Source organism: Halobacillus massiliensis (genome assembly GCF_900166625.1).
Taxonomy (GTDB): Bacteria; Bacillota; Bacilli; order Bacillales; family Halobacillaceae; genus Halobacillus_A; species Halobacillus_A massiliensis.
Map to the genome: position 1 here is coordinate 2,285,254 of NZ_LT800499.1, position 12,726 is coordinate 2,297,979.

At 41.3% G+C, this 12,726-nt stretch carries 13 protein-coding genes; 3 read left to right on the forward strand and 10 right to left on the reverse strand.

Annotated elements, in window-relative coordinates:
* Positions 1 to 217: 217 nt before the first annotated feature.
* Positions 218 to 2,923: an aconitate hydratase AcnA gene (gene acnA / locus B7E06_RS11410; protein ID WP_082235988.1), complete on the reverse strand. Its 2,706-nt coding sequence runs from the start codon at positions 2,921 to 2,923 to the stop codon at positions 218 to 220.
* Positions 2,924 to 3,202: 279 nt separating this feature from the next.
* Between acnA and B7E06_RS11415 the strand changes: the two genes are divergently transcribed.
* On the forward strand, positions 3,203 to 3,631 hold the full coding sequence (locus B7E06_RS11415) for a DUF2621 domain-containing protein (RefSeq protein WP_082234105.1): 429 nt from the start codon (positions 3,203 to 3,205) through the stop codon (positions 3,629 to 3,631).
* An 81-nt stretch (positions 3,632 to 3,712) separates the two neighbouring features.
* On the opposite strand, the gene B7E06_RS11420 is transcribed toward B7E06_RS11415, so the two are convergent.
* From B7E06_RS11420 to B7E06_RS11455, 8 genes are all read right to left on the reverse strand, one after another.
* The gene (locus B7E06_RS11420; RefSeq protein WP_082234106.1) at positions 3,713 to 4,195 is read right to left on the reverse strand and encodes a CcdC family protein; all 483 of its coding nucleotides are present in this window, start codon (positions 4,193 to 4,195) and stop codon (positions 3,713 to 3,715) included.
* Positions 4,196 to 4,227: 32 nt separating this feature from the next.
* A complete protein-coding gene (locus tag B7E06_RS11425; RefSeq protein WP_082234107.1) occupies positions 4,228 to 4,668 on the reverse strand; it encodes a Na(+)/H(+) antiporter subunit B in 441 nt (146 codons plus the stop codon).
* Between the two features lie 70 nt (positions 4,669 to 4,738).
* Positions 4,739 to 5,443: a cytochrome c biogenesis CcdA family protein gene (locus B7E06_RS11430; protein ID WP_082234108.1), complete on the reverse strand. Its 705-nt coding sequence runs from the start codon at positions 5,441 to 5,443 to the stop codon at positions 4,739 to 4,741.
* Positions 5,444 to 5,590: 147 nt separating this feature from the next.
* Positions 5,591 to 5,815, reverse strand: a complete 225-nt coding sequence (locus B7E06_RS11435) for a YneF family protein (RefSeq protein ID WP_082234109.1) — start codon at positions 5,813 to 5,815, stop codon at positions 5,591 to 5,593.
* Between the two features lie 72 nt (positions 5,816 to 5,887).
* Positions 5,888 to 6,295: a sporulation inhibitor of replication protein SirA gene (gene sirA / locus B7E06_RS11440; RefSeq protein WP_179134041.1), complete on the reverse strand. Its 408-nt coding sequence runs from the start codon at positions 6,293 to 6,295 to the stop codon at positions 5,888 to 5,890.
* Positions 6,296 to 6,442: 147 nt separating this feature from the next.
* Positions 6,443 to 8,440 (reverse strand): transketolase, encoded by a 1,998-nt coding sequence (gene tkt / locus B7E06_RS11445; protein ID WP_082234111.1) that lies wholly within the window; start codon positions 8,438 to 8,440, stop codon positions 6,443 to 6,445.
* 174 nt (positions 8,441 to 8,614) lie between these two features.
* Complete coding sequence (locus B7E06_RS11450; RefSeq protein WP_082234112.1) at positions 8,615 to 8,848, reverse strand: DUF896 domain-containing protein; 234 nt, start codon at positions 8,846 to 8,848, stop codon at positions 8,615 to 8,617.
* Positions 8,849 to 8,920: 72 nt separating this feature from the next.
* Positions 8,921 to 9,580: a YneB family resolvase-like protein gene (locus tag B7E06_RS11455; protein WP_082234113.1), complete on the reverse strand. Its 660-nt coding sequence runs from the start codon at positions 9,578 to 9,580 to the stop codon at positions 8,921 to 8,923.
* A gap of 309 nt (positions 9,581 to 9,889) precedes the next feature.
* On the opposite strand from B7E06_RS11455, the gene lexA reads away from it, so the two are divergent.
* Positions 9,890 to 10,513, forward strand: coding sequence for a transcriptional repressor LexA (lexA, locus tag B7E06_RS11460; RefSeq protein ID WP_082234114.1), 624 nt, complete (start codon positions 9,890 to 9,892; stop codon positions 10,511 to 10,513).
* Positions 10,514 to 10,739: 226 nt separating this feature from the next.
* A complete protein-coding gene (locus B7E06_RS11465; RefSeq protein WP_082234115.1) occupies positions 10,740 to 11,330 on the forward strand; it encodes a TetR/AcrR family transcriptional regulator in 591 nt (196 codons plus the stop codon).
* Positions 11,331 to 11,379: 49 nt separating this feature from the next.
* On the opposite strand, the gene glnA is transcribed toward B7E06_RS11465, so the two are convergent.
* Positions 11,380 to 12,711, reverse strand: a complete 1,332-nt coding sequence (gene glnA / locus B7E06_RS11470) for a type I glutamate--ammonia ligase (protein ID WP_082234116.1) — start codon at positions 12,709 to 12,711, stop codon at positions 11,380 to 11,382.
* Between the last annotated feature and the right edge of the window lie 15 nt (positions 12,712 to 12,726).

The window sequence follows — 12,726 nt, forward strand, 5'->3', positions numbered from 1 at the left end:
AAGCCCGAGGAAGCTCACCGTTCGCCCATGGAAAGCGAGTCGTTTCCCCAGGCTCGCTTCTCTATATTGTGGTTAACGGAACGAGTACAGTTTGTTTATGAGCCTCAAAGATTTATTAAGAGGTAGCAAAAGAGAAAGTTAACTGTTCGTTTTTAATCCATTTCCCTACATAAATAAAAGCCTGCTGTCTTTACAGACAACAGGCTTTTATTAATGATTATGCCAGTTTGTTACGAAGTACCATACGCAGGATACCACCGTGGCGGTAGTAGTCTACTTCTACTTCACTATCAAATCGGGCAATTACTTCAAATTCTTTCTTCGTACCGTCTTCACTTGTAGCCGTTACTTTAACTAAGTCATGCGGCTTCACAGACTCATCAATTTGAACGTCAATAGCTTCGCGTCCAGTCAGTCCAAGAGATTCAATAGTATCTCCTTCTTTAAACTGAAGCGGAAGGACACCCATCATAACAAGGTTAGAACGGTGAATACGCTCAAAGCTTTGAGCAATAACCGTCTTAATGCCAAGAAGGTCTGTACCTTTTGCTGCCCAGTCACGAGAGCTTCCCATGCCGTAGTCATCACCAGCAATGATAGCAAGCGGTGTGTTATCCTCTTTATACTTCATCGCAGCTGTATAAATCGGCATAACTTCTTCTGTCGGCCAATAATTTGTATATCCACCTTCCGTTCCTTGAGCTAATTCGTTACGGATACGGATGTTGGCAAATGTACCTCTCATCATCACTTCATGGTTACCACGGCGGGAACCGTAAGAGTTAAAGTTTCGAGGTGAAACATCATTAGCTTGCAGATATTCACCGGCAGGCATATCTTTTGGAATCGCTCCTGCTGGAGAAATGTGGTCTGTTGTAATGGAATCTCCGAACTTCCCAATAACGCGCATACCTTCAAGCGGCTTCACAGTTTCAGGATCCGGTGTAAGTCCTTCGAAGAACGGAGGATTCTGAATATATGTGGAATCTTCGTTCCAGTCATATAACGGTTCGTCCGTCGTATCGATTTCATTCCATTTTTCGTTGGAATTAAAGACATTTTCATATTCTTTTTGGAAGATCTCCGGTGTAACCACACGTGCAACCTCTTGTTTAACTTCTTGTGATGTAGGCCAGATATCGTTAAAGTACACTGGTTTTCCTTCTTTATCAGTACCGAGTGGCTCAGTCTTGAGATCGATATCAACCGTACCGGCAAGAGCGTAAGCAACTACAAGGGGCGGAGAAGCCAAATAGTTCGCTTTCACTAGCGGGTGGATACGTCCTTCAAAGTTTCGGTTTCCAGAAAGTACAGACGAAGCTGTCAGATCACTATCGGCAATGGCTTTTTCGATTTCTGGTAGAAGTGGACCGGAGTTACCGATACAAGTTGTACAGCCATAACCTACTAAGTTAAACCCAAGTTTATCTAAATAAGTGTTAAGCCCGGAATCATCAAGATAACGTGTTACTACTTTAGAACCTGGCGCTAATGAAGTTTTTACATAATCCGGTACTTCAAGACCGCGTTCCACTGCCTTTTTAGCAACTAATCCTGCACCAAGCATTACGTGCGGGTTAGAAGTGTTCGTACAGGAAGTGATTGCTGCAATAGCCAGAGCCCCTGTCTTCATGACAGATTTCTGTCCATTCGCAAATTCGACTTCTACTTCTTTATTAAATTCATCTTTCCCAAGACCGAACCCGTGGTTTCCTGCTGGTCCAGTGATCGCCTTTTCAAAGGATTCCTTCATCTTGGAAAGAGGAATTAAATCCTGTGGACGTTTTGGTCCAGAAAGGTTTGGTTCCAGCTCACTAAGTTCGATTTCAACGAGTTTTGTGAACTCTGGATCTTCCTGGGAAGGATCATACCACAAGCTGTTCTCTTTGCAGTATTTCTCTACAATCTGAATGTGTTCTTCGCTGCGGCCCGTTAAGCGCAAATATTCAAGTGCTTCTCCGTCAACCGGGAAGAAACCACAAGTCGCACCGTATTCTGGCGCCATGTTTGAGATAGTCGCACGGTCAGCAAGCGGCATTTCCTGAAGACCCGGTCCAAAGAATTCAACGAACTTGCCTACTACACTTTGTTCTCTCAGTTTTTGAGTCACTTTAAGAGCTAAGTCTGTAGCTGTCGTTCCTTGAGGAAAGCTTCCATTTAATTTAACACCGATAACTTCAGGTGCCGGGAAATAAGAAGGCTGTCCTAACATTCCGGCTTCGGCTTCAATACCGCCAACACCCCAGCCAAGAATACCAAGGCCATTGATCATTGTAGTATGTGAGTCAGTACCAACTAATGTATCTGGATAAGTATCATAGCTTCCTTCATCATTCTCAACAGAGTGCACAACATTTGCAAGATATTCAAGGTTTACCTGGTGCACGATACCTGTTGCCGGCGGAACCGCACGGTAATTATTAAATGCTTTCTGTGCCCAGTGAAGGAACTCATAACGCTCTTTGTTACGCTCAAATTCAAGCTCCATATTAACATTCAGGGAATCAGCAGTTCCGTACTTATCAACTTGAACAGAGTGGTCGATTACTAGATCAACCGGGACTTCTGGGTTGATTTTTTCCGGACTTCCGCCAAGATCCACCATTGCTTTTCTAAGAGAAGCAAGGTCTACTACGGCAGGGACTCCAGTGAAATCCTGTAAAATTACGCGAGAAGGTTTAAATGGGACATCTTCTCTTTTTGATTGACTAGTTCCCCAGTTTGCTAGACTCTCTACGTGCTCATCTTTAATCACTCGTCCGTCATGCTGACGAAGCAGAGATTCAAGCAAGATTCGGATAGAGAAAGGCAGGCGGGAAATCTTACCATGTCCTGCATCTTCTAAGGCTTTTAAATCATAATAGTTGTACGTTTGGCCGTTCAGGTCAAACTTTTTGCGTGCATTAAATGCATTGCTAGCCATTTTTCCTTTTACCCCCTCATCAAAATTAAAATGGCGATGCCTTTTTTTAAAAAAGGCTTCCCCACTCCCCAATGATCATTTGCTTTCTTATAACAAGTCTGCAAATTATGCACCCTTTATTGTATATGAAAACGATTCATTAGTAAAATATTTAAGCAATATTTTTTGAATTCCGACAGCTCATTTGTTGAAATATGACAGAGTGCAAATCCTCCTTGTTATTCTAGTAGGAAGCTTTTATAATAAAAAAAGACAATGAATAAGGAAAAGAGTGATTATATGTCGGGCGGCTTTGCACTATTTATCATTGGATGGATAGTAATCATGATCACCTTGATGGCCATTGGCGGCTTTTTTATGTTTCGAAAATTTCTTAAAAGGATGCCAAAAGAAGATGGCCGGTCTGCCATTGACTGGGAAGAATATTATATTGAGAAAACCTTGCACATGTGGAAGCCTGAACAGAAAGAACTGCTTGAGGAACTTGTCTCCCCTGTGCCTGAATTATTCCGTGATGTAGCTAAACAAAAAATCGCCGGTAGGATCGGCCAGGTAGCACTGGAGCAGAAAAGTTCAAGAATTTCTGAAGAAATTATAATCGAAGGCTACATATTGGCTACCCCTAAACGCGATCATAAATTTCTTATTAAAAAACTTGAAGAGAAACAAATTGATATCACACCATATCAGCCATTGTTTGACCGTTAAGCTGATTCCACCCAGGAGCCGGTTTTTATTTTGAAAACTCCGCTCATTCACACAAATCCTATATTTCAAAAAAGCTGCACCCTAAAGGGCGCAGCTTTTTTTAGTCATTGTTTTTTCCAGACGTAAGTACTGCCGGAGCATAGCCAGCCTCCAAGTTATAATCATGCCAAAAGCTAACAGGAAGAACATCCCACTCGTTTCCCCAAACGATATGGAGCTTCCAATAATAAGCTTTAACACAATCCTGAGAACGAGCAGACCGATTAAAATAAAAATAAATGCCCGGGAAGGTTTTAAATAGATATCCCCTTCTCTTATTTCAAACTTTGAAGCCCGAATAAGGAAAAAGGAAAAGATAGCTCCGATAGTTACAGCCTCGAGAACCTGACTCCATCCCACACGAAACACCGGGAAGATAAACATCAAAGCCCCGGTGCTCATAAATAAAGGCGGCAATATAATTTTTTTTACACTCGCCGGCCGCTTTGCTGCTCTGAGACGAACGAAAATCATCCCTATAGCCATAAAAGCTGCGGCGACAGTGCTTGCAATTAACCATAACATAGCATTCACTCTTTCATGCTTTTACATTACTTTCACTCTGTTTGAGCCGCTGCATCACTTGAAGCAGTTAAAATAATAGCCATAGTGATACCAATACATGTTAAATAAACCCCCAAATCAAATATCATTGCGGTCGCCAGTTCAACCTTTCCAAAGATTGGAAGCTGGAAGTATCCGAAGCTGTGAGATAAGAATGGTGAGCCGAAAAGAAATGCGCCTACTCCGCAAAGAACGGCAATGAGCAATCCAGTAAAGACCATGTATAAATAGTCCACACGAAAGATTTTCCTCATGGCCTTCTCTCCGTAAGCCATATACATAAGAATTAGAGCAGCCGCTGCCATTAATCCTCCAATAAAGCCTCCACCTGGTTTATTATGTCCGGCGAAGAATAAATAAATCGAAAATCCCATGAGTATAAAGGCAATCAGAGATGTTGCCGTGCGCAAAATTAAATCATTTGACCCTTTCATACAAAAAAAGCTCCTTTTTACCTAATTAATAGTTTAATCATAATATAAATCCTTCTGAAAATCCAATAGCTTAAAACCCTTGAAAATTAAAGAGCCCTGCCAGGAAAGAAGTAAGCTTCGTCATCCAGTCGAAATACAAAGCCACTCCTAGTGCAATCATGATATAGCCGCCAGCTTTTACTATAGAAGCGCTGTGGCGTTTAATCCATCCAAGCTTCCCTATAAAGAAAGAAAGGATAAGAAACGGAACTGAAAACCCTAAAGAGTAAGCAATCATCATTAGTAAAAATAATTGCGGCTGGTCTGCTCCAAGAACGATAACTGCTGAAAGAATCGGACCGGTGCATGGCGTCCATCCCAGTGAAAAAGTCAGCCCGATTAGGAATGTTCCTACATAACCGCTTGGACGGTTTTTAAAAGCAATCTTCCTGTCTTTCATTAAAAAATTGAAGTTGAATACACCGATAATTACAAAACCAAAAAAGATAATTAATACCGCACCAAGCCGGCGGATTATATCATCATACTGAACGAGAAACTGGGCAAAGAATGATCCTGAAAATCCCATGATTAAGAAAATGGTTGAAAAGCCGAGCAAAAACAGAATGGTATGTATTAAGCTTCTCCTTTTGAGCATCCCATTATCCTCTTTTAGCTCACTTACACTCATTCCGGTAATATAGGATAGAAAGGCTGGATACAAGGGCAGTACGCACGGGGAAATAAAAGATAGAAATCCCGCCCCAAAGGCTAAAAATACGTTTATGTCTGTCATAAAGATGTCCCCTATCAATAGATTCGACCTAATTGTATCAAAGAAGGCTTTAAAAAACGATCAAATACCCATGAAGATTTAAAGAATTTTTCATCATATAAAAAGCCTCTACTGTTTTTTATGACAGTAAAGGCTTGCCTATGATTGCTATTTCATTTGGTTGTTCATTGCACGCATCATTTGATTGATCTTTTTCTGCGACGGCTTTTGTCCCATCTGCATCATCATAGTACGCAGCATTTGCTCATTAATAGGCGGGTTCTTCTTCAAATAATTCATCATATATCTTCTAGCAATGAAAAAGCCCAAGGCTACTCCACCTACAAGTGCTAATAGAGCAATGATGATGACCCATACGATACCCAAAGTCATATCAACGTCTTCCTCCTTCGTGTTGTCTCCCATAACAGTATAGTAAAAGACATTGATGAATACAATAGCCTTTTACGATAACAGACGCTGACGTATAAAAGGGGAAATCCATCCGTAATGTTCTCCGCTTTCTTCTACGATAAAAAACGATTGATCACACATTCTTAACGGTTGAAATAGTACCCGTTCTGCCTGCCAGAGGCTGTCACACTGAAATAGACAACAGCATTTCTTATCTTCTAGTATATCATAATTCCTTATACAATCGAATAATTGACTATTAAAATTTGCTTGGCTGCTGTAAATATTTTTGAGCCATTCAATAAATGAGAAATGATTCGTGATGTAGTCCAGCTGCTTTTTATAAACATGAGAATGAGGGAAATTCCTGCATTCTTCAAAAAACTTCTTCAAAATATCGACTTTATAATAATATTGTTCGGTTACTTCTTTTTTTATAGCATAGACCGCAAATTGCATATCACCAATCCTCCTTGCCAGTATTATAGCCAGCAGGAAAGAATAAGTATGTCGTTTTTTGTCATGGTCCAGCATGTACTTTTGTCACTTTTTCACCTTTATGTAAAAGGAAGCTGCTGCCTGATTCGGCAGCAGCCATACTTTCATTTATCCCATTAAGCTTTCTGCATGTTTCACTACATTTTCTACAGTAAAGCCATACTTCTCAATAACTTCATCTCCCGGAGCTGAGGCGCCAAATTTATCAATACCGATAACAGCACCGTCAATGCCGACATAACGCTCCCAGCCGAAGGATGCTCCCATTTCGATTGCAAGACGCTGTCTTACGTCAGATGGAAGTACTTTTTCTTTATACTCTGAATCCTGGGCTTCGAAACGGTCGAAGGAAGGAACACTTACGACACGCACATCGTAACCTTTAGTCTTCAGTTCTTCCTGAGCACGTACAGCAAGCTGCACTTCAGAACCTGAAGCTAGAAGGATGCCATCAGGTGTGCTCTTATCAGAATCACTTAAAATATAAGCCCCGCGCTTCACACCTTCATAGCTCGTACCTTTCAAAGTAGGAAGACCCTGACGAGTTAAGACAAGAGCCGTCGGTGTTGTATTGGATTCAAGCATTAATCTCCATGCCGCACTTGTTTCGTTACCATCCGCCGGACGCATAACAGAAAGGTTTGGCATAGCTCTTAATGAAGCCAGCTGTTCTACAGGCTCGTGTGTCGGACCATCTTCACCAACAGCCACGGAATCATGTGTCAACACGTAGTTAACCGGCAGATTCATAAGCGCTGACAAACGAAGCGCCGGACGCAGGTAATCACTGAATACGAAGAAAGTACCGCCATAAACTTTTAAACCGCCGTGAAGCGCCATACCGTTTAATGCAGCAGCCATCGCAAATTCGCGAACACCAAACCAGATGTTTCGTCCTGCATAATTTTTACGGGAGAAGTCTTCCTGATCTTTTACTGCCGTTTTATTGGATCCGGCAAGATCGGCGCTTCCGCCAAAGAAATAAGGGATCTTATCAGAGAGCGCATTAATCGCTTCTCCCGAAGAGGCGCGAGTAGCCAACTTGTCTTCACCTGCTGTGTAAACAGGAAGCTCTTTCTCCCATCCTTCAGGAAGCTTGCCTTCAATCGCTGCTTCAAGTTCGGAAGCCAGCTCAGGGTGGGCCTCTTTATACTGAGAAAACAGCTCATTCCATGCTTGTTCCTGCTTTTCCCCGTTAGCTTGAACTTTGTCTTTGAAATCCTGGTAGACTTCTTCTGGAACGTGGAAAGGTTCATCATGTCCCCACTTATAGTACTCTTTCGCTGCCGTTGCTTCTTCTTCTCCTAATGGAGCACCGTGAGAAGCGGATTTCCCGGATTTATTAGGTGAACCATAACCGATGATTGTTTTAACTTCAATCATTGTCGGCTGATCTGTGTTGGCTTTCGCCTGCTCAATCGCTTTTGCAATCGTGTCGGTATCTGTACCGTCTTCTACACGAATCACCTGCCAGCCATAAGCTTCATAACGCTTCTCTACACTTTCGCTAAAGGAGCGGTTAAGGTCGCCGTCTAGAGAAATATCGTTAGAATCGTAAAGAACAACCAATTTTCCAAGCCCAAGGTGGCCGGCTAAGGAAGCGGATTCCTGAGAAACGCCTTCCATTAAATCACCGTCTCCGCAAATAGCGAAAGTATGGTGATCGACAACGTTATAATGGTCACGATTGTACTTAGCGCTTAAGTGAGCTTCAGCCATCGCCATACCGGTCGCCATTGCAAGCCCCTGCCCCAGCGGACCAGTGGTAGCTTCCACACCGTCTGTATGACCGTATTCAGGGTGTCCCGGAGTTTTAGAGTCCCATTGACGGAAGTTCTTAAGATCATCAATGGACACATTATATCCGGACAAGTGAAGAAGGCTGTATAGAAGCATGGAGCCGTGACCCGCTGAAAGAACGAATCGGTCGCGGTTAAACCAGCTGGAATTTTTTGGGTTATGATTCATGAACTCTGTCCATAAAGTATAAGCCATAGGAGCGGAACCCATCGGCATCCCCGGGTGACCGGAATTTGCTTTTTCTACCGCATCAATGGTAAGTGTTCGAATTGTATTAATTGAAGTTTGTGCAAGGCTGTTTGCCATGTGTTTTGTTCCCCTTTCTGGTTTCGTATGTAACAAGTATTATCCTATAATGAAAAAGCCCATGTGACAAGCAATGTTACAGAAAACCAGCGAATTTAAGAGTATTTTTGCCAAGATTTATCAGATTATGAGCTGGAAAACAAAAATTCCGCACCTTTCATGAGGTGCGGATATTTAGTGCTTCTTCTCATTCTCCTGCATATCTTTCAGCTTTTGAGGAGTTACGTCATTACCGTTTGGATCGACGACTGTCATCCCTTTCAACTGATTTTTAAAAGACTTTCGTACATTTTTTAAATATTCCTGACGAAGGTTCTGCTGTTCTTTTTTCTCAGTATCGGTTAATCCTTGATTTTTTGATTTATGAGAAAGCTCATTTATACGCTGAAGCTTTTCATTCGTAAGCATCTGCCATTCTCCTCCTTATTATAGGATCAAATGAAAAAGACAAGAGCTTTTCCTGCCCTTGTCTTGTATATTTTAACGGTTTTCTGACTTGTTTTCAAGCGTCACATACTCCTGGTACCTGCGGTGTACAGTGGCTTTGGATACATTATATCCCAGTCCCCTTAATGTCGCCGCTATTTCATGAAAAGTAAGCTTATTCTTACGAAGCCTGACCACTTCCTCTACTGGAAAATCGCGCCGCTCCCTGCCAGGGGATAAATGCTGATTCTTAAGGTTTTTTTCAGGCTTATACCCTTGTTCGACTGCCCTTCTCATTCCACGTTTAATCTTCATATTATGTATCTTACGCTGATACTCTTCGACGATGCCGACAATTTGAAGAACCATCGAGTCTGATTCTGACATCTGCATTTCTCCATTATCAGTTAACGTAAAAATTTTTATGTTAAGTTTATGAAGCTGATGAAACAAGGCTATTTTTGTATTACCCCGTCCTAGCCTTGTTTCATCCTGAATCATAAGAATGTCCGCCTCTTCATTTGAAAAAGCTTCAAGAAGTTGAAATACTCCTTCTCTCTCGATGTCATAACCGCTTGCCTGTTCCTCTATACAATCTATGATTTCAATAGAATGTTTTTCAGCCAGTGATATTAGCTCCACTTTCTGACGTGCAAGCGATGTTACCTGTTCTTCTTTCTCCGTACTGACTCTGCAGTATAAAATGGCTTTCACTTCATCTCCCGCCTTACTGTTCCTGTATAACAAGCGACCTATATGCTCGTCACCATAGAATAATAAAGAAAAGCAAGACTTGCAATAAATAATAGAATGTACGTTACATCAAGCATAGATAATTTGTTAAACATAATTACACCCTCCGATTCGAACTCTTGTTCTTAGAAACATTTGTTCGCTTTTTATAGTTTCATTATATACGAACGATTGTTCCTGTCAATGAATTTTTTCGAACGCTTGTTTGTATTTTTAAAACTATCATGATAGAATATATGTAATTAAATCCTATGTTCGAGGTGTATAAATATGAATAAACTTTCTAAAAGACAGCAGGAAATACTAGATTTTATTAAAGAACAAGTTCTATTAAAAGGATATCCGCCATCTGTGAGAGAAATCGGCCAGTCTGTAGGCCTCGCTTCAAGTTCTACCGTACACGGTCATCTTTCTCGTTTAGAGAAAAAAGGTTATATCCGCAGGGATCCGACAAAACCGAGAGCTATTGAAGTCATTGAGCTTGAAGAGGAGAACAGTATACCAAAAGGCGAAGCAGCCTATGCTCCTGTCATTGGTAAGGTTACGGCCGGTTCACCTATTACTGCAATTGAGAACATTGAAGAATATGTTCCTCTTCCTGATTCTCTGGCAGGACCAGAGGATACAACGTTTGTTCTGGTCGTTCAGGGAGAAAGTATGATTGAAGCTGGTATATTAGATGGAGACATGGTAATCGTAAGACAGCAGACTACCGCTAATAATGGAGACATCGTAGTAGCTATGACTGAAGATGAAGAAGCGACGGTTAAACGCTTTTTCAAAGAAACAAATCATATCCGCCTCCAGCCTGAGAATGCGACAATGGATCCCATTATATTAAATGATGTCAGCATTTTAGGAAGAGTTGTCGGTTTATATCGTACGGTCCATTAAAGTAATCAAAAATCCCCCTGTTCACATCGAGTGAACAGGGGGATTTTTTTGTGGCTTCTTTTTTTAGATTGGCCAGCTTCTTCACATAAAAAAATGAATAACCTGATTAAAAATATAGAATCTATACCGACTCTCTCCATTGACTCAAGTCATTGACCGTAGTCATTAATTTGAGTCAATGACTACGGTCATGTATAATTAAAGGTAAAAAAGGCGGGTTTTTAAGATGAAAAATAACCTCAGTTCACGCCAAAAGAAGGCATTGAATACAAGGAAATCACTTCAGGAAAGTGCAGTTAAATTGTTTAAAGAAAAGGGATATGAGAATACAAGCGTGGAAGATATCACTCTTGAAGCGGGAACATCAAAGGGGTCTTTTTATACTTATTACAAATCGAAGGATGAAGTAATAGTAGATCACTACCGAAAAATCGATGAAGAGTATGAAAAGCTTTTTTCTGAAAACTCGCCGGAACGCTCAAACGAAGAAAGACTGCTAAACGTCCTTCATGCTGGTTTTTCATTTTCTGAAAAGCTGGGGCAAGAATTTCTTGCTATCGTCCTCTTAAATAAGCTCACTACTAATCCAAAGGATAGTGAAAAGCTGTATTCGATTGTGAACGATATCATTGAACAAGGGAAAATTAAAGGGGAATTCAGATTTTACGGACCTACTGAAGATTTCACTGAAATGACACTCACTTTCTACCAAGGACTGCTTCTTGACTATTGTCTGATAAAGAACCCAGAAATTAAACTTAGCAGTTATGCTGGCGAGAAAATGAGAACCTTTATTAGAAAAATGTTAAGCAGCTGATTAAGCATAAAAAAACCGGAGAACCTGTAAAAGGTCTCCGGTTTTTTTATTAGTACTGCTGGATATATTGTTCTCTTTCCCAAGGGTGTACTTGAGTTCTGAACATATCCCATTCAATTTCTTTAGCTTCAATAAAATGCTCGAACAAGTGCTCTCCAAGAGCCTGTACCATAACCTCATCTTTTTGAAGCTCTTCAAGGGCATCATAAAGAGTTGCCGGCAGGTCTTGTACACCGTGCGCCTCACGCTCTTTTTTGTTCATAACATAAATGTTTCTGTCTACAGGAGCGGGAGCTTCCAGTTTGTTTTCCACTCCATCAAGACCAGCTGCAAGCAGAACCGCCATCGCAAGGTATGGGTTCGCTGCAGGGTCTACACTGCGCACTTCAATACGAGTGCTCAGGCCGCGGGAAGTCGGCACACGCACAAGCGGGCTGCGGTTTTGTCCAGACCAGGCCACATAACAAGGCGCTTCATAACCTGGGACAAGACGCTTATAGGAGTTAACTGTTGGGTTTGTTACAGCTGTAAAGTTCGTAGCATGCTTAATAATTCCTGCTGTGAATTGATAGGCTACTTCGGAAAGCTGCTCTTTTCCATTTTCATCAAAGAACGCATTGCCATTTTCTTTAAAAAGAGACATGTTAGCGTGCATTCCGGAGCCGTTAACGCCAAATAGCGGTTTCGGCATGAAAGTCGCGTGAAGTCCGTGTTTACGGGCAATCGTTTTAACAGCAAGCTTAAATGTTTGAATATCATCACAATGCTTAATAGCGTCGGAATATTTGAAGTCGATTTCATGCTGTCCCGGAGCTACCTCGTGGTGGGAAGCTTCGATTTCAAAGCCCATTTCTTCAAGCTCAAGAACGATATCACGGCGGCAGTTTTCCCCTAGATCGGTTGGTGCCAGATCAAAGTATCCCCCTTTATCATTCAGCTCCATGGAAGGTTCGCCTTTCTCATCAAGCTTAAAGAGGAAAAATTCCGGCTCTGTACCGATATTGAAGGCAGAAAAACCTAGCTCTTCCATTTTCTTAAGGTTGCGCTTTAAGTTATAACGCGGGCATCCTTCAAAAGGTGTTTTATCCGGATTGTAAATATCACAAATAAAACGAGCAACTTTTCCTTTTTCAGAGGACCACGGGAATACAACAAAAGTATCCAGGTCAGGTACTAAGTACATATCAGACTCTTCAATACGAACAAAACCTTCGATAGAAGATCCATCAAACATCATCATACCATCTAGTGCTTTATCCAGCTGACTCACCGGAATTTCTACGTTTTTAATTGTGCCAAGCATGTCTGTAAATTGAAGACGAATAAACTTTACGTTTTCTTCCTCAATTTTTTTGAAAATTTCTTCTCTAGTTAATCCCATGTTTCTCCTCCTAGT

What these genes read in the sequence shown, in the direction of transcription:
- B7E06_RS11450 (WP_082234112.1), bottom strand. Translation starts at nt 8,848, where the DNA reads ATGCTTACGAATGAAAAGCTTCAGCGTATAAATGAGCTTTCTCATAAA.
- acnA (WP_082235988.1), bottom strand. Translation starts at nt 2,923, where the DNA reads ATGGCTAGCAATGCATTTAATGCACGCAAAAAGTTTGACCTGAACGGC.
- tkt (WP_082234111.1), bottom strand. Translation starts at nt 8,440, where the DNA reads ATGGCAAACAGCCTTGCACAAACTTCAATTAATACAATTCGAACACTT.
- B7E06_RS11465 (WP_082234115.1), top strand. Translation starts at nt 10,740, where the DNA reads ATGAAAAATAACCTCAGTTCACGCCAAAAGAAGGCATTGAATACAAGG.
- lexA (WP_082234114.1), top strand. Translation starts at nt 9,890, where the DNA reads ATGAATAAACTTTCTAAAAGACAGCAGGAAATACTAGATTTTATTAAA.
- B7E06_RS11415 (WP_082234105.1), top strand. Translation starts at nt 3,203, where the DNA reads ATGTCGGGCGGCTTTGCACTATTTATCATTGGATGGATAGTAATCATG.
- sirA (WP_179134041.1), bottom strand. Translation starts at nt 6,295, where the DNA reads ATGCAATTTGCGGTCTATGCTATAAAAAAAGAAGTAACCGAACAATAT.
- B7E06_RS11425 (WP_082234107.1), bottom strand. Translation starts at nt 4,668, where the DNA reads ATGAAAGGGTCAAATGATTTAATTTTGCGCACGGCAACATCTCTGATT.
- B7E06_RS11430 (WP_082234108.1), bottom strand. Translation starts at nt 5,443, where the DNA reads ATGACAGACATAAACGTATTTTTAGCCTTTGGGGCGGGATTTCTATCT.
- B7E06_RS11435 (WP_082234109.1), bottom strand. Translation starts at nt 5,815, where the DNA reads ATGACTTTGGGTATCGTATGGGTCATCATCATTGCTCTATTAGCACTT.
- B7E06_RS11420 (WP_082234106.1), bottom strand. Translation starts at nt 4,195, where the DNA reads ATGTTATGGTTAATTGCAAGCACTGTCGCCGCAGCTTTTATGGCTATA.
- glnA (WP_082234116.1), bottom strand. Translation starts at nt 12,711, where the DNA reads ATGGGATTAACTAGAGAAGAAATTTTCAAAAAAATTGAGGAAGAAAAC.